This is a genomic window from Roseateles sp. (genome assembly GCF_049240545.1).
Taxonomy (GTDB): domain Bacteria; phylum Pseudomonadota; class Gammaproteobacteria; order Burkholderiales; family Burkholderiaceae_C; genus Paucibacter_A.
In genome coordinates, this window is the sequence record NZ_JBMLSK010000217.1 from 1 (window position 1) to 18,500 (window position 18,500).

An 18,500-nucleotide genomic window follows, 5' to 3' on the forward strand; every position below is an offset into this window, starting at 1 on the left:
ATATTCAGTCGGCATTACGTGGTTTAGCTGGTCAGTTTTCGGTCGGCATCAACAACCAAGCGCTACTTGCAAGCTCAGAGCAACAGGCAGCAACCTACACCGGATTCCTTGATCGAATTGCGCAGATCGAATCCGCGCTGGCTAACGTGGTGAAGACGGCGGGCATGACGAACCAGGCCTCAGGCGAAGTTATGACACGACTTGCGGGCCTAGCCGCAGATAGCGTCGCACTGCGTGAGACGATTCGCACATCTGTCCTCGAGGTAGCCACACAAAACGCCGCGCTTGGCGACGCCGTACGCGTGTCTGTTGGCGAAGTTGCATCGAAGCTCGAAGGGCAATCTCTCCTCGCAATCGGATTGCGCACTAAGGTCGATGGGCACGCAAAGCGAATTGAGGTGGACTCGGATGAGATCGTTCAAGCTTTGAGAGGGCATGCTGCACAAGTTGCCGCTAGCCAGGCGCCCATTGAGGCCTTGGTTAACGCCAACCATGAACTCTGTCAGCAGCTTCAATCTGTGGCCTCCAGTAATACTGAGCTTTTGGACGGCACACGCAAGCGTCTAGAAGGGTTCGAACGGGCTGCATGCAGCGCAGTCAGAGAGCATCGCCGCCAGCCTAGCTCAAATTCATCCTCTACTCAGTCGCCACGTCGAGTCTCTACAGGCTGGATCCGCCCTTCAATCAGGCTCCGCAGCAAGCGGAAGCATTGGCTTACCTGCCGAAAGCTGGTCGACCAAAGCACCTTCCGCTGCACATACCGGTCAGCATCTCGGGGTGGGTGAAGTACAAATCTAGGGTTGACGGTCGGCTCCGCAGCGAATGCAGCCGGTCGTGCAACCGACACGGACGACCGGTGTCTGCTTCAAACGGGACAGTGAGGTACCTCACATGCACTCCGTATGAAGCAGACAAGTTCGCCCTCACCTGCTCTTGCGCATCGCGCTTCCTCTCAGTTGCGCGGATTCTTCTCTATTGCCTTGATGCGGCTGACGGGCTTCAGGTCACAGACGCCGAATTGGTCATGCAGATGACGCGAAGCTACACCGGCTTTGAGGACTGCGTTCCAATGGCAGCTGGCTACTGAACGTCTAGCGTCGAAGGGAACAGAGAGCGGCGCACAACTGCCGTGCCGTTGCGTTGGCAGAGCAGGAGCGCGGTTCAAAGCTCCGAGGCAACGTGCCCGAGCGCGGTTGGCAGGAACCACTCGCGCCACACGTCCTCGTAAGTCTTGGGAAGTAGCGCAAGGAGCCGCCAAAGCTCGAAGACATCGGCTTTGAGCATGTACTCCTGCTGCTCAAGACTTAGTTTTGCGAAGGCTTCCTGATTTGGCTTGAAATAATGCGGCCGGCCGTCCTGCAGAAAGCGCTTGAGACCAGCCCCGTTGTAGCGAATGGGCTCGCACATCTCCGTGTCGTCCCAGAAGTCGTAGCTAGCGATGCGCTTGCCGAAGTACTGCGCTAGCTCTTTCCAGTCGGCATCCTCTGCCCACTGCAGCTCAGAGTACTGGTAAGTGAAGCGCTGAAAGGCCGCAAGCAACTTCGCGCGTTTGGCGTACCAGCGAAGAGCAACGAGACCTTTCGCGCTTCCGATTTCGTTCGACGCAAGTACATGCACGGTCCGATGGCCAGCATCGGTGTAGTCCTCATGTCGAGGCACCAGCACCTTGTCTACGTAGTCGTTCAAACACACAAAGCAACACCGTTGGTTCTTCAGGTCAGCAATGACTAAGAGCACAGGGATACCAATGCCCATACGCTCGACTGTCGCCAGCAGGGAGACCTCAAGCGGGAAGCGGTAGGTGTCGACCGTAGCGACCGGATCGTCCCGTTTCAGCCGTTCACTCCCTTTCTCAACGTTGCCGCGCCCGTAAATCGTCAGTGGCCGAATATCAGGGTCTTCGATGCTCTTCAGCTGCACGAAGAAGTGCTCTCCGAGCGTCTCATGCGTAGATCGCCCGGACGGCCCAGCCTCCGTCGTCTTGAAGACCTCAACCGAGTAGTCGAGGCCGTAATCCGGTCGGTACTCCCGAACGACCCATGGCTTGGGCAGCTTTTCTCTGAACAAGAACTGGCCGTCCTGGTCAATCAAGTGCTGGTGCGTTCTTTTTTTGGTGCTGGACATTCCGCTATGCTAGCTTTAATCACACATCCTTCGGCCGGCCCCTCAAGGTCGATAGCTGTCGGCGGTCAGGCCTGATGCGAGCGGCTGCAACCAGCCTCTCGCTGAGGTTCGATGAACTTCGGCCTTGGGCACACGGGAGCCATTCAATCCCGTTGAAAGTAAGTCTCGAACACCTACTTTCGTGTGGCTTAGCCACATCGGAATGAGTGACCAGTTCGAATCGGAATGCCTGGCTACTTTGAATCGGAAGAGGTGGCCAAGATGACCGGAATACTCAATCGGCTACGCCGACAGCCGACAGCCAACAGCCAACAGCAAATATTGCACGACCCCAATCAGTGCCGGTCCAATGCAACAGATTCAATGGGGCCAAGAATTGGTAGAACGATTGGTAGATAGAAACAAAAAACGGGCCGCTAGGGCCCGTTTTTACGTACTACTTGGAGGAGAGGGGGGGATTCGAACCCCCGAGACGTTTCCGTCCGCCTGATTTCGAGTCAGGTACATTCAACCACTCTGCCACCTCTCCGAATTCTGGTGCTCGCCGTGGTGTTAGCGAGTAAGCCCGCTAGTATAGCGGACTTTTTCAGGTTTCAAGAAACTTTGTGTCAGGCACGCAAGGTTTCTTGGCCACCCAGGTATGGACGCAAGACCGTGGGCACGGTGATGCTTCCGTCCGCATTCTGATAGTTCTCCAGCACCGCGACCAAGGTACGGCCCACCGCAAGGCCGGAGCCATTCAAGGTGTGCACCAACTCGTTCTTGCCCTGGGCATTCTTGAAGCGCGCTTGCATGCGGCGCGCTTGGAAGGCGCCCATATTTGAGCAGGAACTGATCTCGCGGTAGGTGTTCTGGGCCGGCACCCAAACTTCCAGGTCGTAGGTCTTGACCGCACCAAAGCCCATATCGCCACTGCAAAGCAGCACGGTGCGATACGGCAGCTCCAGCTTTTGCAGAATCGCCTCGGCGTGCAGGGTCATCTCCTCCAAGGCCGCCATGCTGTGGTCGGGATGCTCGATGCGAACCATCTCGACCTTGTCGAACTGGTGTTGGCGGATCAGGCCGCGCGTGTCACGGCCGGCGCTGCCGGCTTCCGAACGGAAGCAAGGGCTGTGCGCCGTCAGTTTGATCGGCAACTCAGCGGCGTCCAAAACCTGCTCGCGCACGGTATTGGTCAAAGAGATTTCCGAGGTGGAGATCAGGTATTGCTCCTGCGCTTGCTCATCACCACCGCGCAGCACCCAGAACATGTCTTCCTTGAATTTGGGCAACTGGCCGGTGCCTTCCAAGACTTCGCGGTTGACGATATAGGGTGTGTAGCACTCGGTGTAGCCGTGTTCTTCGGTCTGGGTGTCCAGCATGAACTGGGCCAGCGCACGGTGCAAGCGAGCCACCTTGCCCTTGAGGAAGCTGAAGCGCGACCCGCTGAGCTTGGCGCCCGTTTCAAAGTCCAGGCCCAAAGCCGCGCCGACATCCACATGGTCGCGCACTTCAAAGTCAAACGAGCGTGGCGTGCCCCATCGGCGCACTTCAACATTGCCACTTTCGTCGCTTCCGACCGGCACACTTTCATCAGGCAGATTGGGCACGCTCATCAGCATGCTGCTCAATTCAACTTGGATGGCCTCCAGCCGCTCCGCGGCGGCCTTCAGCTCGTCGCCGATTCCGCCCACTTCGGCCATCACCGCCGAGGCATCTTCGCCCTTGCCTTTCAACATGCCGATCTGCTTGGACAGGCTGTTACGGCGGCTTTGCAGCTCTTCGGTGCGCATTTGCACACCCTTGCGCTCGTTCTCCAGGGCGCTGTAGCGCTCCACATCCAAGAACGCTTGCGGATTCTTACGGGTGTTCAGGCGCGCGACCACGGCGTCGAGGTCTTTGCGCAGCAGGGTGATATCTAACATTTGATGGATCCTTGAAACTCGGTCGATTCTATGAAAGCAAAGCGGCGCCCCGCAAAATGCCTGGGCGCCGCTGAAAGCGAAACGCCTGCGTCAAGATCGAGAAGAAGCCAAATCGGCCATGGACTTGTCACCCAGGCCCATCGGCAAAGGGAAGCGCACATGCTCTTCCACCCCAGGCAGGCTGCGAACTGTGGTCGCGCCCAATTCCCGCAGGCGCAAAATGACGGCCTGGACCAGCACATCAGGCGCGGACGCGCCGGCAGTTAACCCAACACGTCCACGCCCTTCCAGCCATTCGGGCTGCAGGTCTTCGGCTGCATCGACCATATAGCCCGGGGTGCCGAGACGCTCGGCCAGCTCACGCAATCGGTTGCTGTTGGAACTGGTCGGGCTGCCGACCACGATTACCACATCGACCTGCGGCGCCAAAACCTTGACGGCATCTTGGCGGTTCTGGGTGGCATAGCAAATGTCTTGCTTCTTAGGTTCACGCACTTGCGGGAAATGCGTCTTGACGGCTTGCAAGATTTCGGCCGCGTCGTCCACGCTCAGCGTGGTTTGGGTCACCACCGCCAAGCGGCTGGGATCCTTGACTCGTACATGCGGCACATCGCTGGCCTCTTCGACCAAATAGATGCCCTCGCTCAACTGGCCCATGGTGCCTTCGACCTCGGGGTGGCCTTTGTGGCCAATCATGATGAACTCATAGCCTTCACGGTGCAGCTTGGCCACTTCCACATGCACCTTGGTCACCAGGGGGCAAGTAGCATCAAACACTTGAAAGCCCCGTTCAACGGCCTCGGCCCGTACGGCTTGGCTGACACCGTGTGCGCTGAACACCAAGGTCGCCCCTGGGGGCACCTCGGCCAGATCCTCAATGAAGATGGCGCCACGCGCCTTCAAATCATTGACAACATAGGTGTTGTGCACGATCTCATGGCGCACATAGATGGGCGAACCAAACTTGATCAGCGCGCGCTCGACGATCTCAATCGCCCGGTCCACGCCAGCGCAAAAACCGCGCGGCTCGGCCAACAGCACTTCTTGGGCTTGCATCTCAACGCTCATCTCAAATCACCCCGATCACATGCACTTCAAAGCTGACCGGCTGGCCAGCGAGCGGATGGTTGAAGTCGAACAACATCCAGTCCTCACCCAGTTCTCGAATGGTGCCGGTGAAGTTACCTTGCCCATCGGGGGTCGGGAACTGCACCACATCACCGACGACGTACTGCTCGTCCGGATCGCCAAACTCATGCAACAAGCTGGTCTTGACACGCTGCAGCATGTCCGGGTTATGCGGCCCAAAAGCCTCGCCGGGTGCCAGCTCGATCTGAGTGCGCACGCCCTCTTCCAAGCCGATCAAACGAGCTTCGATGGCCGGCGACAACTGGCCGCTACCCAGCGACAGCGTGGCCGGCTTTTCATTGAAGGTATTGATGACGTCACTGCCATCCGGGCCAGCCAGTCGGTAATGCAAGGTCAAAAAGGAACCGGCTTGAATGAGATTCATGGAAACAATATTGGCTAGACTGCCGGGATTTTAGGGCCTCGCTGCTTTGGCTTCGTCGGCCTGCGAAGATTGCCTTTCTGGATGCCAGTGGATTGCCGTGAATTGACGCCCGGACTTTGCTGCATCCGCTGCTGTACCTCGCCCCTTGCCATGCCTTTAACTCATCTCCCGCCCGACGCCCGCCCGCGCGAAAAACTGCTGGCACGCGGGCCTCAGGCCTTGGCAGACGCCGAATTGCTGGCGCTTTTGCTGCGCACCGGCATCCAGGGCACGCCGGTCTTGCAACTGGCGCAAAACCTATTGGATCAGTTCAAGGGCTGGCATGGCCTCTTGCACGCCAGCGTCAGCGACCTGGCCTGCATCAAGGGCTTGGGGCCGGCCAAACGTGCAGAAATCGCAGCCGTGCTGGAAATCGCCCGCCGCTCGCTGCTGCAAGAGTTGGCACAGCAGCCGGTGTTCGATTCACCAGAGTCGGTCAAGCAGTTCATCCGGCTGAAGCTGGCCGGCTTGCCGCATGAAGTGTTTGCCGTGATGTTCTTGGATGCCCAACACCGCTTGATTGCCATGGAAGAAATGTTTCGCGGCACCCTGACGCAAACCTCGGTTTACCCCAGAGAAGTCATCAAGCGCGGCCTGGATTTGGGGGCAGCCGCCGTCATCCTGGCGCACAACCACCCCTCCGGCGTGGCCGAACCTTCGCGTGCGGATGAGATGCTGACTGAAGCGCTGCGCAGCGCGCTGGCCTTGGTGGACATGCGGGTGCTCGACCATTTGGTGGTGGGCTGCGGCGAGGTGGTGTCGTTTGCGGAACGGGGGCTGATGTGAAGCACCGGCCCCGCGACCCACAAAAGTCAAAGCCTGATCTGGCGCTGCACAGCCTGCAAGACCTCAAACTGCTGCAGCGCGAGCTGGCCTTGCAACGCAAATTGGCGGAAGAGGAGCGCGAGCGCAAAGCGGCGGCGCAACGCTTGGCCGAACAAGAGCGCCGGGTGTTTGAGCTCAGCGTCGGCGCGGTGACGCCCTTGCCAGACAAGCAACGCGTGCAGCACACGCCGATGCGTCCACCGCCGGAGCCGCTGCAGCGCGAGGCCGATGAGCGCCAGGTCTTGCTGCAAGCTTTGTCGGATGACTTTGATGTGGAGTCGCTGCTCGAGACCGACGAAAGCCTGTCCTTCCGACGCCCTGAAATCAGCCAAGAGGTGGTGCGCAAGCTGCGTCGCGGCCATTGGAGCCTGCAAGCGCAGCTGGACCTGCATGGCTTGAGGCGCGACCAAGCGCGGGAGGCACTGGGCACTTTCGTCCAAGACAGCGCCAAGCGCGGCCTGCGCTGCGTGCGCGTGGTGCATGGCAAAGGCAATGGCTCGCCGGGCCGGGAACCGGTGCTGAAAGCGCGGGTGCGCCGCTGGCTGGTGCAAAAGCAGCAGGTGCTGGCCTTCGTCCAGGCGCGCGCCAGCGATGGCGGCACCGGCGCCTTGATGGTCTTGCTGCAGCAAGTGGATTGAGGAGGCGGGACAATCCGCCCATGCAAGACACCCAAGCCAATACCCAAGAACCCGCCACCACCCTGTTTGACCTGCTCGGTGGCGAGGCCGGCATCCGCGAACTGGTCGACCAGTTCTATGACCGCATGGACCTGGAGCCCCACTACGCGCTGCTGCGCTCGCTCCACCCCAGCACGCTGGAGGATTCACGCAACAAGCTGCATTGGTTTTTATGCGGCTGGAGCGGCGGGCCCGATTTGTACATCGAACGCTTCGGCCATCCACGCCTGCGCGCCCGCCATTTGCCCTATTCCATCGGTATTGCGGAAAGAGACCAATGGATGGCCTGCATGATCGAAGCCATGCAGGCTTGCGAGTTGCCCGAGCCTTTGCAGCAAAGGTTGGCGGAGTCCTTTTACGGCACCGCCGACTGGATGCGCAATCGCGGCGGCTGAGCGCGCCCTAAAGGAACCTAAAGGAACGAAGAAGCCGCTCAGCCCAAGAGCTTGTTCGCCAGAGCCTTGATGGCCTGGGCGGCATCGCTGCCCGGGTAGTGCTCCAGCACCAGCTGACGCTTGAGCACCGCCTGACGCACGGACTGGTCGTTCTTCACCTCACCCAGTAACTCCAGCTTGAAGGCCTGACCCGGCTTGGCACCCACGAAGCGCTGCAAGACTTGCTGCAGCTGGCCGCAGATCAGCTTGCCCTCGCCCACCCGGTTGGCTTGATTGACCAGCAAACCAACCTCGCGCCGGTTTTGCTGTGTGGCCAGCACCTTGATGGTGGCGTAAGCATCGGTCAACGATGTCGGTTCGGGTGTGGCCACCACCAAGACATCGGTGGCCAAAGAAATCGCGAACAAGACGACATCGGAAATGCCAGCGCCGGTGTCCAGAAGTACCCAGTCAAAGCGCGGTTTGACCAGATCGACGATGTGCAGCAGCTTGTCGCGGACATCGGGCGTCAAGCGCGAATACTCCACCATGCCTGAGCCGGCCAGCAGCACGGAGAAGCCACCGGGCGCCGGCAAAATCGCCTGCTCCAGCGTGGCCTTTTCGGTGAACACATCGTGCAGGGTCAGCTTGGGGTGCAGATTCAACACCACATCCAAGTTCGCCAGCCCCAAATCGGCGTCGAGCACCAGGACCTTTTGACCGCGCGCAGCCAAAGCCGCCGCCAAATTGGCCGTTACAAAAGTTTTGCCTACGCCGCCTTTGCCGCTGGTCACGGCCAGCGTGCGTGCGCCACCGCGTGCCGCAAGAGGTCGGGACATGGCCTGCGCGAGTGGCGCAGCGCCGGATGCAGCAGGATCAGATGTCGTACTCATTCACTTTCCTGTTGCGTTACAGCAAACAACATGCCTTTTTCCTCGGCGCTGACCAAGGAATCCACCTGCGACTCCAGGCAGGCGCGGTTACGACCTTCGGCCTTGGCACGGTAGAGCTGACGGTCAGCGCGCTCCATCCAAAGCAGAGAAGACGATCTCACCCATTGCGGCGCGAATGCACCACCCAGACTGATCGTGACCGCCAAAATCTGGCCCGAAGCCACTTCAATACGCAATTCAGAAACTCGCTCGCGCAAACGCTCGGCCACCATGGCGCCGAAACTGGCTGCGCATTTGGGCAACACGATGGCGAATTCTTCGCCGCCTACGCGGGCCACGGTGTCCATGGGTCGAACCACCTGATTCATGGCGGCAGCCACCGCTTGGATGACCAGATCACCCGCGGCATGCCCATAGGTGTCATTGACCGCCTTGAAATGATCGATGTCCACGGTCAGCAACAGGGCCGACTCACCCGACCGAGCCACTCGATCGACCTCGCGTGACAAGGCCATCTCGAAACTGCGTCGGTTCACCAAACCCGTCAAGGCGTCCTTGCTGGAAAGATCACACAAGGCATCAATGACGCCTTGCAGCCACGCTTCGCCATAGGGTTCGGACTCCGGCAGCAAGGCTCCCGCCTGCTGCAAGAGCTGCAGGGCGAGGTCGAGCCGCAATCGGCGGGCGTCCATAAGAACGGGTTGAGGGCTTGATTCCAAGATAGTCCAAGGCAAGTACGATCTCAGTCTAGCAGCGGCCCCAAGACAAGCAGGGCACAAACAAGCCCGCATTGCCGGCCTTGTTTGCTCTATGCTGACGCTGATTCTGGGACCACACTTGACGCCGATGCAAAATCAGATCCCAGCCTGCTCGTCAGGCCAGGGACTAACAACCGAGCTCATCACATGCCCGCTGTTCCAAGCGCCTCAGGCGCAGAAGTGATTGACCACGAGTTCAGCTTCAGCCGCGCCGACTTTGATCGCGTGCGAGAACTGATTTACAAACACGCCGGCATCAGCCTGCACGATGGCAAGCACGCCATGGTGTACAGCCGCCTGTCCCGACGACTACGGGACACCGGCCACAAGTCTTTTGCTGCCTATTTGCAATGGCTGGAGAACGTGACCGGCCCGCAAGGCGCGCAAGAGTGGCAAGAGTTCGTCAATTGCTTGACAACCAATCTCACCTCCTTCTTCCGCGAAGAGCATCATTTCCACGCGCTCGCGAACGATCTCAAGCCGCTGTCAGGCAAGCCGGTGCGCATCTGGTGTTGCGCGGCGTCGACGGGTGAGGAGCCCTACTCCATCGCCATCAGCTGCAGCGAGGCATTGGGCAGCAATGCGCAGGTGCAGATCACGGCCAGCGATATCGACACCAATGTCTTGAACACCGCCAAGCGCGGGGTCTACAACGAAGACGCCCGCGGCCTCGATCAAGCCCGCCTGCGCAACTTCTTCATGCGTGGCACCGGCGCCAATGCCGGACGAATCCGTGTCAAACCGGAGTTGCAGCGTTGGATCGACTTTCGCCCCCTGAATCTGATGGATGCCCAGTGGTCCTTGGGCGATCCCTTCCACATCGTGTTCTGTCGCAATGTCATGATTTACTTTGACGCGCCAACTCAGCGCAAGGTTCTGGAGCGCATCCACAAAGTGATGCGTCCACAAGGCCTGCTGTTCGTCGGCCATTCGGAGAACTTCACTGAGTCACGCGACCTGTTCCGCCTGCGCGGCAAGACGATCTACGAGCGAGTCTGAGCTCGGCTCGTCGCGTGCCAGTCCCTCAAGTCCAATAAACAGCGGCCGATACAAAAATATGAGCATCCCACCCGCCTCCACCGGCGCCAGCTCCGGCGTGACGTACTCCAGCGGCGCGGGCGCGACTCGCGTAGCCCAGTTGAAGGCCATGCCGCGCAAAAATGGCGAGGCTTCGTTTTTCTTCTACGACGCGCACTTCAAGAATGCAGCGGTCAAGATCCTGCCGGGCGAGTACTTCGTCGATAACGAAGACATCTTGGTCATGACCACGCTGGGCTCTTGCATTGCGGCTTGTCTGTGGGATCGCCATGCCCAGATCGGCGGCATGAATCACTTCATGCTGCCTGAGGGCAGCGGCGACTCCGGCCGGTACGGCTCTTTCGCGATGGAATTGCTGATCAACGAAATGATGAAGCGCGGCGCCGCCAAAAGCCGCATGGAAGCCAAGATCTTCGGCGGTGGAGCCGTCATCGCCGGCATGAACACCATCAACGTCGGCGAGCGCAACACCAATTTCGTCATTGACTATCTGAAGACCGAACGCATTCCCATCGTTTCCAAGGACGTGATGGACATCTACCCGCGCAAGGTGTGTTTCCTGCCGCACAGCGGCAAGGCCATGGTCAAACGGCTGGCACCCACCAATGCCGACGCCTTGGTGCAACAGGATCGCGCCGCGGCGCAGAAGGCTCAACCGGTGGTCGCCACAGGCGGCTCCGTCGACTTGTTCTGAGTCCGCCCCCTTAGGAGAATTAGAAAAATGGCCAAAATCAAAGTCGTGGTGGTGGATGACTCAGCGCTGGTACGCAGCATCCTGAGCGAGATCATCAATCGGCAGTCCGATATGGAGTGCATCGGCGCCGCCGCCGATCCCCTGCTGGCCCGGGAGATGATCCGCAACCTGAATCCGGACGTGATCACGCTGGACATTGAAATGCCCAAGATGGATGGGCTGGACTTTCTTTCGCGTCTGATGCGCCTGCGCCCCATGCCGGTGGTGATGGTGTCCACGCTGACCGAGCGTGGCGCGGAAGTCACCTTGAAGGCACTGGAGTTGGGCGCGGTGGATTTCGTTGCCAAGCCCAAGATTGGCGTCGCCGACGGCATTCGACTGCTGGCTGACGACATCACCGACAAGATCCGCATCGCCGCCAAGGCGCATATCCGCCGCAGTCATGCCGCCCTCCCCGCCAGCCCAAGCGGTGCAGCGGCTCACCCCAGTTCTGCCCCGCCGGCACCCGCCAAACCGGTCACCATGGCCAGCTTGGGCCGACTGTCAACCGAGAAGATCATCTTCATCGGTGCGTCGACCGGCGGCACCGAGGCCACCAAGGATGTGCTGGTCAATCTGCCGGCCGACTGCCCTGCCGTTGTGATCACCCAGCACATGCCACCCGGCTTCACCAAGAGCTATGCGGCACGCCTGGACGGTCTGTGTCGAATTCGCGTCAAGGAAGCGCAAGACGGCGAACGCATCTTGCCCGGCCATGGCTACATCGCCCCTGGCGGCTTTCATCTCAGCGTCGAACGTTCGGGCGCCAACTACATCGCCCGTGTTCAAGACGGGGAGCCCGTCAATCGTCACAAGCCATCGGTCGAAGTCCTGTTTCACTCCGCCGCCCGAGTGGTCGGCCCCAACGCCTTGGGCATCATGTTGACGGGCATGGGCGCCGATGGCGCCAAGGCCATGAAGGTGATGAAAGACGCCGGCTCTTACAACCTCGTTCAGGATGAGGCCAGCTGCGTCGTTTTTGGCATGCCGCGCGAGGCCATCGCAGCCGGCGCCGCCGACGAGGTGCTGCCCCTCTCCCAGATCGCGACGCGCTTGGTGGAGCGCCTGCGTAGCACGGCCGGCATTTCGGTGAACCGGGTCTAAGGGCTTCGCCTTTGCAACTCGACGAGTCGCGATCGAAGGACTGGCCCGCCGCAGCAGCCAAACAACAAGCCGCTCAAGCCTGCGCCAGGTATTTCCTCACGAAACTGCGGCTTTATGGTCGGTTTTTCGTGCTCGTCGCAAGCCTGTCACCTGGCTCAGGCAGCATGGTCGTATGACGACCCTCTCCCTCCCCGTCCGCCAAGCAGAACACACCCGGCGTCTTGAGCGCCCTCTGGCCCTGAGTGTTCGAACCCTGATCGACGAAGGTCTACTCCGTACGCTTTTTCAACCCATTGTTCAACTGGACTGTGGCTTGATCTATGGCCACGAAGCCTTGGTGCGCGGACCTGCCGGCAGCTCTTTGGAGTTCCCCGACGCCTTGTTTGCGGCCGGTCGCCGTGAAGGTTTGACGGTTGAACTCGAGGTCTGCTGCGCCCAGCAAGCGCTGAAAGACTGGAGTCAACGCAAGCTGCCCGGCAAGCTGCTGATCAATATGAGCGCCACGGCACTGGCCCGCGCGGTAGCTCAAGACTCGACCGGTGGTGGCCTGTTCGTTGGTGGCGAATTCGGGGTCAAGCCCAGCAGCATCATGATCGAGTTGACCGAGCATGAACGCGTGACCGACATCGACACCCTGCGCCAGGCGATCACGTCCTTGCGCCGACAAGGCGTGGGGATAGCGCTGGATGATTTTGGCGATGGCCGCTCGTCCTTGCGGCTATGGTCCGAGATGCAACCCAATCTGGTCAAGATCGACAAGTACTTCACCCACGATTTGCCGGCCCACGCGGAGAAGCTGCAAACTTTCCGGGCCTTGCTGCAACTGGCCGAGACCTTCGGAGCACAGTTGGTGGCCGAAGGGATTGAGAGTCCAGAAGAAATGCGCGTCTTGCGCGACCTGGGCGTGGCCTTTGGGCAAGGCTGGCTGATCGGTCGTCCCTCCGCAGAAGGTGCGCATGAAGCCCTGGTGGCCGCGCGCGAAGTGCTGGCCAGCAGCGATATCGCCGTGCTGCCCGAGTTGCGCCGCGCCTCCAGCAACGGCGTCACCGCCGAGCGCCTGATGGTCGACGCCATCACCGTGCGCGAAGACACCACGCATGAGCAACTGTTCCGCTTGTTCAACCAACATGAGCAGTTGCATGCCATCGCGGTCTTGAATGCCAAGCATGAACCGGTAGCGCTGGTGGACCGCAGCCAGTTCATCAACCGCTGGGCCAAGCCTTTTTTCAACGACCTCTACGGCCGCCACGCCTGCACCTTGTTCGCCAACCCAACGCCGCTGATCGTGGATGCAGACACCGGCATTGAAGCGCTGACTACGGTGCTCACTTCAGCCGACCAGCGCTATTTGCGCGAAGGTTTCATCATCACCCGCGAAGGCCGCTACCTCGGCCTGGGCACCGGCGAGCAACTGGTGCGCTCGGTCACCGAAGCGCGCATTGAGGCGGCGCGACATGCCAATCCGCTGACCTTCTTGCCCGGCAATATCCCGATCAGCCAGCACATTGGCCGCCTCTTGACCAGTGGGCGCGAGTTCGTGGCAGCCTATGCCGACTTGAACCACTTCAAGCCCTTCAACGACGAATACGGCTATTGGCGTGGCGATGAAATGATTCGTTTGGTAGCCCGCGTGGCCAGCAGCCATTGCGACAGCCAGCGCGACTTTCTCGGCCATGTGGGCGGCGACGACTTTGTGATGCTGTTCCAAAGCGATGACTGGGAGCATCGTTGCGAACAAATCATCGAACGCTTCAACAGCCTGGCCCGCAATCTCTTCGACGCCGCGGCACTCGAAGCCGGGGGCATCATGGCGGAAGACCGGCATGGCGACCTGCGATTTCACCCCTGCACCACGCTGAGCATTGGCGCCGTGCGTGTCGCACCGGGCACGCTGCATCGCGCGGAGGAAGTGGCCACCGCAGCCGCCACCGCCAAGCGCCATGCCAAGCATGAGCAGCTCAGCGTTTATGTGATGGCGGCTTGAAGGGCAAGCGCGCCGTCAATCGGCTAAGAACAAGGCCTGCAGGTCGTTGAGAAAGTCAAAGCCGCGCGGCGTGGCAGCGATGCGCGCCGGGTCGGCTTCTAACAAGCCTTTGGCGCGCGCCTGCGCCAAGGCCTTGGCAATGCTGGAGGGCGGCAGACCGGTGCGCTCCAAGAAGGATTGCAGGGGCACGCCCTCGCGCAGCCGCAAAGCATTGAGCATGAACTCAAAAGGCAGCTCGGCGCGCGTCACCTCGTTCTCGTTCGACACCGCAGCGCCCTCGCCCGCCTTGCTCATATAGGCCGCCGGCTCGCGCCAGCGCACCTGACGCAGCACCCGGTGCGGGAAGGACAGTTTGCTGTGCGCGCCAGCACCTATGCCCAGGTAGTCGCCGAATTGCCAGTAGTTCAAGTTGTGCGCGCAGCGATGGCCGGCGCGCGCATAGGCCGACACCTCATAACGCTCCATTTGCGCGCCACCGGTCCGCGCGGTGATCAGGTCCAGCATCTCACTGGCCAGATCCGCGTCCGGCAAACCACTCGGCGGCGCCGTTGCAAAGCGGGTGTTGGGCTCGATGGTCAGGTGGTAGACCGACAGATGCGGCGGTTCGAAATTGAGCGCAGTCGTCAACTCCCGATCCAGCTCGGCCAAGGTCTGGCCGGGCAAGGCGTACATCAGATCGATATTGAAGGTCTCAAAAGCCTGCGCCGCCTCACCAATGGCAGCAAGCGCTTGCTCGGCACTGTGCACCCGACCCAGGGCCTTGAGTTTGGCATCGTCAAAACTCTGCACCCCAATGGACAAGCGAGTGACGCCGGCATCCCTGAAGCCCTTGAAACGCTCCCGCTCAAAAGTGCCCGGGTTGGCTTCCAGCGTGATCTCACAGCCGGCCTCCAGCGGCAAGCGGGCGCGCAGGTCTGAGATCAGTTCGGCGATCTGCTCCGGCGCGAACAAGCTGGGCGTGCCGCCGCCGATGAAGATGCTGACCACCGGCCGACCCCAGACCAAGGGCAGCGCTGCTTCTAAGTCGGCGCGCAAGGCGGCCAGATAGGCTCGCGCCGTGTCCGCCGGCAATTCGCGAGCGGCACCGTCCACCCGCCACTCATGGCTGTTGAAATCGCAGTAGGGGCATTTGCGCAAGCACCAAGGCAGGTGCACATACAAAGACAGCGGCGGCAGGGCAGCCAGCTGCAAAGTGCCGGGTCGCATCAGGTGCAAGACATCAGCCAAGATGCCAGACCTCACGCATTTGTACGACCAAATTTGCAGCCGCCAGAGCCCGGTGGCTCTGCACGTTTTTCTCCGCCGCACTCAGTTGCGCGACGCTGCGGCCCAAAGCAGGAATGAACATCAAGGGGTCGTAGCCAAAGCCCGATTCGCCTTGCGCCTGAGGCAAGATCTGACCCTGCCAGCGGCCCATGGCGATCAAGGGTTCAGGATCGGCCGCGCTATGCACCGCCACCAATGCGCAAACAAAGCGCGCTGCACGTTGCTCGGCTTGAGGAAAACCAGCCAACTGCTCCAACAAGACGCGGTTGTTGTCCGCATCCGACTTGGGCTGGCCAAACAACGTGGCATAGCGTGCCGACAAGACGCCAGGCGCGCCTTTCAAGGCCTCGACCGCCAAGCCCGAATCATCGGCCAGTGCCGGCAAGCCGCTCAAACGCGCCGCATGGCGCGCTTTGGTCAGGGCGTTCTCGACAAAGCTCTCGAAAGGCTCTTCGGCCTCAGGAATGCCCAGCGAGCCCTGCGTCACCAGCTCAATGCCGAGCGGCGCAAACAAGGCTTGCAGCTCGACCAGCTTTTTGGCGTTGTTAGAGGCAAGGACCAATTTCATCGTCTTCAAACTCCGAGCGCCGTCTTCTGGGCGGCGAGCAGTTCGCCAATGCCCTTTTCGGCCAGATCCAACAAGGCATTCATCTCCTTGCGGCTGAAGGCCTGACCTTCGGCCGTTCCTTGCAATTCGACAAAGCCACCGCCGGCGGTCATCACCACATTCATATCGGTGTCGCAGGCCGAATCCTCGGTGTATTCCAGGTCCAGCAAGGGCTGGCCGTCGACGATGCCGACCGAGATAGCGGCCACCGCGTTCACGATCGGCGACTCGCTGATCTTGCCATGGGCCAGCAGCCAAGTGACCGCATCATGGGCCGCAACAAAGGCGCCAGTGATGGCTGCCGTGCGGGTGCCACCATCGGCTTGGATCACATCGCAGTCCAGTGCAATGGTGCGCTCGCCCAGGCGCTTCAAATCGAACACACAGCGCAGCGAGCGGCCAATCAATCGTTGAATCTCTTGAGTACGGCCGCTTTGCTTGCCGCGCGCGGCTTCGCGGTCACTGCGGGTGTGGGTGGCACGCGGCAGCATGCCGTATTCGGCCGTGACCCAGCCCTCGCCCGAGCCGCGTTTGTGCGGCGGCACTTTTTCCTCCACCGAGGCGGTGCACAAAACCTTGGTGCCACCGAACTCGATCAGCACCGAGCCCTCAGCGTGGCGGGTGTAGTGGCGGGTGATGGTGACCAGGCGCAAAGCGTCAGCGCCACGGCCATCCGCCCGTGTGTTCACGCGGGAAGTTTCTGCAGTCATGGATTCAAATCTCTCTTCAGGAATTTTTCTTGGCAGCCGGGTCAGTCGCCGCCGCCTTGACAGCGTTGTCGGCACGGCTGTTCGCCTGGCGGATCACTTCATTGATCTCGCGCACCGAGCGCTCCAGCTCTTCTTCGTCCATCTCGTCGCGCCGTCCAGCGGCACCCATGCGGCCTTGAATGGTGGAAGCAAAGCCTTGGTCGTCCAGGCCCAAGGTCGAGATTGCCTCGGTATCAGACTCCGGATCACCGGTGCCTTCCCACTCGACCGCCAGCACGGTCACATTGTCGCAGCGCACCCCGCCATTGCGCAGGGCCTGCTCCACCAACTCTGGCACCGCATCAGCAATCGGCCGTTTGGCCAGTTGCTCAGTGATTTCATCGTCAGAGACGGTGCCCCACAGGCCGTCTGAGCAGAGCAGCAGCCGGTCGCCCGGCTCCAATTGCATCGGGCCGCTGATGTCCACCATCGGCTTGCCCGGGCTACCCAGACAAGTGAACAAAACATTGCGGTTGAAGGCATCGGCCCCTTGCGGCACCCGGCCCAAGGCCGCTTGCAATTCGATATAGGAATGGTCACGGGTGCGGGCGATCAAGCGACCGGCTCGCACCAGATAAAGCCGCGAGTCACCGCAATGCGCCCAATAAGCATGGCGCCCCTGCAAAACGCAGGCCACGATGGTGGTGCGCGGGGTGTCGGACATCTGCTTGTCGGCCGCATAACGCAAGAGTTGCTGCTGCGCGATCAGGATGGCGTCTTGCAGATACTCCTCCGGCTTGGCCAGGGCAGGCTTGGCTTCGCGCTGGAACAGCGCCGCTAAGGTCTGCAAAGCCAGCTGAGCCGCAACTTCGCCCTCAGGGTGCCCCCCCATGCCGTCGGCCAGTGCAAACAAACCCGCCTCTCGGGTGTAGCAATAGCCCATGCGGTCTTCGTTTTTCTCACGCCCGCCACGCCTGCTGACCTGGTAGGTGCTGAACCTCACGCCTTCGCTCCGGTCTTGAGATTCTCCAGTTGCAGCTTCAAGCGCTCACTGAAACTCAGCTTGGTGTAGCGGCGCTCGGTTTCGCGGGCCAACTCTTTTTGCAAGGAGAAGACGCTTTGCGGCCGCGCCAAGGGGTCCAGCGACATGCACCACTCGGCCACTTCGATCATATTGTCGGAGTAGACATTGCGCAGACGCGACAAGCTCAGGGCCAAGCGGTCCTTTTCTAGACGCTGCGGCGCGTCATTCGGCGGATAGCCTTGCATGCAGGCATAGATGCAAGCGCCAATGGCGTAGATGTCGGTCCATGGGCCCAGCGAGCCATCACGGCGATACATTTCGGGCGCCGCAAAACCAGGGGTGTACATCGGCCGGATGAAGTTGCCTTCCTTGCTCAGCACTTCGCGGGCCGCACCAAAGTCCAGCAGCACCGCCTTGTTCTCATTGGTGATGAAGATATTGGCCGGTTTGATGTCCAGGTGCAGCATCTTGTGCTGATGCACGATGCGCAGGCCGCGCAGGATCTCGTCGAAGAGGCTGCGAATGGTGGACTCGCGGAAGACCTTGTCGCGCTTCATATCGCGCGCGGTGACGATGAAGTCCTGCAAGGTGTCGCCCTGCAGATAGTTCATCACCATGTAGACGGTTTCGTTCTCGCGCAGAAAGTTCAGCACCGAAACCACGCTCGGGTGCGAAATCTGCGCCAGCGAGCGGCCTTCTTCGAAAAAGCTCTTCAGCCCGAGGCGGTAAAGGGGCTGTTTCTCGGGTTTGACGCGCGGCGTCAACTCGCCCGGCGAACGCTCGGCCAAGGAGGAAGGCAGGTATTCCTTCAGGGCCACCAGGTGGTGCTCGGGGTCTTCGGCGAGATAAACAACGCCGAATCCTCCTGCTGCCAGTCGCTTGATGATCTGGTAGCCCCCAACCACCGTGCCGGCTGGCAGAGGCGCCGGTTTTGGCTTTGACATAATC

Annotated in this window: 19 protein-coding genes and 1 tRNA gene; 8 read left to right on the forward strand and 12 right to left on the reverse strand. The window is 60.6% G+C overall.

What is annotated here, in order from left to right; genetic code table 11:
- A partial coding sequence (locus ACOVRJ_RS14295; RefSeq protein WP_422044519.1) for a hypothetical protein occupies positions 1–785 on the forward strand: 785 nt, incomplete at its 5' end.
- 376 nt (positions 786–1,161) lie between these two features.
- On the opposite strand, the gene ACOVRJ_RS14300 is transcribed toward ACOVRJ_RS14295, so the two are convergent.
- The 5 genes from ACOVRJ_RS14300 to ACOVRJ_RS14320 all read right to left on the reverse strand — a co-directional run bounded on the left by ACOVRJ_RS14300 (position 1,162) and on the right by ACOVRJ_RS14320 (position 5,541).
- On the reverse strand, positions 1,162–2,124 hold the full coding sequence (locus ACOVRJ_RS14300) for a DUF4365 domain-containing protein (RefSeq protein ID WP_422044520.1): 963 nt from the start codon (positions 2,122–2,124) through the stop codon (positions 1,162–1,164).
- A gap of 441 nt (positions 2,125–2,565) precedes the next feature.
- Positions 2,566–2,653 (reverse strand) — tRNA-Ser (locus ACOVRJ_RS14305).
- A gap of 79 nt (positions 2,654–2,732) precedes the next feature.
- Complete coding sequence (gene serS, locus ACOVRJ_RS14310) at positions 2,733–4,028, reverse strand: serine--tRNA ligase (protein ID WP_422044521.1); 1,296 nt, start codon at positions 4,026–4,028, stop codon at positions 2,733–2,735.
- A 90-nt stretch (positions 4,029–4,118) separates the two neighbouring features.
- Positions 4,119–5,096, reverse strand: a complete 978-nt coding sequence (ispH, locus tag ACOVRJ_RS14315) for a 4-hydroxy-3-methylbut-2-enyl diphosphate reductase (protein ID WP_422044522.1) — start codon at positions 5,094–5,096, stop codon at positions 4,119–4,121.
- A 1-nt stretch (position 5,097) separates the two neighbouring features.
- On the reverse strand, positions 5,098–5,541 hold the full coding sequence (locus ACOVRJ_RS14320; protein WP_422044523.1) for an FKBP-type peptidyl-prolyl cis-trans isomerase: 444 nt from the start codon (positions 5,539–5,541) through the stop codon (positions 5,098–5,100).
- Positions 5,542–5,691: 150 nt separating this feature from the next.
- Between ACOVRJ_RS14320 and radC the strand changes: the two genes are divergently transcribed.
- The 3 genes from radC to ACOVRJ_RS14335 are packed head-to-tail and all read left to right on the forward strand — an operon-like array spanning position 5,692 to position 7,477.
- Positions 5,692–6,366, forward strand: coding sequence for a RadC family protein (radC, locus tag ACOVRJ_RS14325; protein ID WP_422044524.1), 675 nt, complete (start codon positions 5,692–5,694; stop codon positions 6,364–6,366).
- The gene (locus ACOVRJ_RS14330; protein ID WP_422044525.1) at positions 6,363–7,043 is read left to right on the forward strand and encodes a Smr/MutS family protein; all 681 of its coding nucleotides are present in this window, start codon (positions 6,363–6,365) and stop codon (positions 7,041–7,043) included. The genes radC and ACOVRJ_RS14330 overlap by 4 nt, the downstream gene beginning before the upstream one ends.
- 20 nt (positions 7,044–7,063) lie before the next feature.
- Complete coding sequence (locus ACOVRJ_RS14335; protein WP_422044526.1) at positions 7,064–7,477, forward strand: group II truncated hemoglobin; 414 nt, start codon at positions 7,064–7,066, stop codon at positions 7,475–7,477.
- Positions 7,478–7,515: 38 nt separating this feature from the next.
- Here the strand turns inward: ACOVRJ_RS14335 and ACOVRJ_RS14340 are convergent, their stop codons facing one another.
- Together ACOVRJ_RS14340 and ACOVRJ_RS14345 are read right to left on the reverse strand one after the other, a co-directional pair.
- Positions 7,516–8,349, reverse strand: a complete 834-nt coding sequence (locus tag ACOVRJ_RS14340; RefSeq protein WP_422044527.1) for a MinD/ParA family protein — start codon at positions 8,347–8,349, stop codon at positions 7,516–7,518.
- A complete protein-coding gene (locus tag ACOVRJ_RS14345; RefSeq protein ID WP_422044528.1) occupies positions 8,346–9,041 on the reverse strand; it encodes a GGDEF domain-containing protein in 696 nt (231 codons plus the stop codon). The genes ACOVRJ_RS14340 and ACOVRJ_RS14345 overlap by 4 nt, the downstream gene beginning before the upstream one ends.
- Before the next feature lie 213 nt (positions 9,042–9,254).
- Here ACOVRJ_RS14345 and ACOVRJ_RS14350 point away from each other — a divergent pair, with 213 nt between their 5' ends.
- The 4 genes from ACOVRJ_RS14350 to ACOVRJ_RS14365 all read left to right on the forward strand — a co-directional run bounded on the left by ACOVRJ_RS14350 (position 9,255) and on the right by ACOVRJ_RS14365 (position 13,966).
- The gene (locus tag ACOVRJ_RS14350; protein ID WP_422044529.1) at positions 9,255–10,106 is read left to right on the forward strand and encodes a CheR family methyltransferase; all 852 of its coding nucleotides are present in this window, start codon (positions 9,255–9,257) and stop codon (positions 10,104–10,106) included.
- A 58-nt stretch (positions 10,107–10,164) separates the two neighbouring features.
- Positions 10,165–10,839, forward strand: a complete 675-nt coding sequence (gene cheD / locus ACOVRJ_RS14355) for a chemoreceptor glutamine deamidase CheD (protein ID WP_422044530.1) — start codon at positions 10,165–10,167, stop codon at positions 10,837–10,839.
- A gap of 27 nt (positions 10,840–10,866) precedes the next feature.
- Positions 10,867–11,982, forward strand: coding sequence for a protein-glutamate methylesterase/protein-glutamine glutaminase (locus ACOVRJ_RS14360; RefSeq protein WP_422044531.1), 1,116 nt, complete (start codon positions 10,867–10,869; stop codon positions 11,980–11,982).
- Between the two features lie 172 nt (positions 11,983–12,154).
- Positions 12,155–13,966 (forward strand): EAL domain-containing protein, encoded by a 1,812-nt coding sequence (locus ACOVRJ_RS14365; protein WP_422044532.1) that lies wholly within the window; start codon positions 12,155–12,157, stop codon positions 13,964–13,966.
- Between the two features lie 15 nt (positions 13,967–13,981).
- Here ACOVRJ_RS14365 and hemW read toward each other — a convergent pair whose 3' ends face one another.
- From hemW to ACOVRJ_RS14390, 5 genes are read right to left on the reverse strand one after another with little or no spacing between them, the layout of a single operon-like run.
- Positions 13,982–15,172 carry a radical SAM family heme chaperone HemW gene (gene hemW / locus ACOVRJ_RS14370; RefSeq protein ID WP_422044533.1) on the reverse strand — a complete coding sequence of 397 codons (1,191 nt, stop codon included), beginning with the start codon at positions 15,170–15,172 and terminating at the stop codon, positions 13,982–13,984.
- 13 nt (positions 15,173–15,185) lie between these two features.
- Positions 15,186–15,800: an RdgB/HAM1 family non-canonical purine NTP pyrophosphatase gene (gene rdgB / locus ACOVRJ_RS14375; RefSeq protein ID WP_422044534.1), complete on the reverse strand. Its 615-nt coding sequence runs from the start codon at positions 15,798–15,800 to the stop codon at positions 15,186–15,188.
- A gap of 5 nt (positions 15,801–15,805) precedes the next feature.
- Positions 15,806–16,549, reverse strand: coding sequence for a ribonuclease PH (rph, locus tag ACOVRJ_RS14380; protein WP_422044535.1), 744 nt, complete (start codon positions 16,547–16,549; stop codon positions 15,806–15,808).
- A 16-nt stretch (positions 16,550–16,565) separates the two neighbouring features.
- A complete protein-coding gene (locus tag ACOVRJ_RS14385) occupies positions 16,566–17,531 on the reverse strand; it encodes a protein phosphatase 2C domain-containing protein (protein ID WP_422044536.1) in 966 nt (321 codons plus the stop codon).
- A complete protein-coding gene (locus ACOVRJ_RS14390; protein ID WP_263539983.1) occupies positions 17,528–18,496 on the reverse strand; it encodes a serine/threonine protein kinase in 969 nt (322 codons plus the stop codon). The genes ACOVRJ_RS14385 and ACOVRJ_RS14390 overlap by 4 nt, the downstream gene beginning before the upstream one ends.
- Positions 18,497–18,500: the final 4 nt, after the last annotated feature.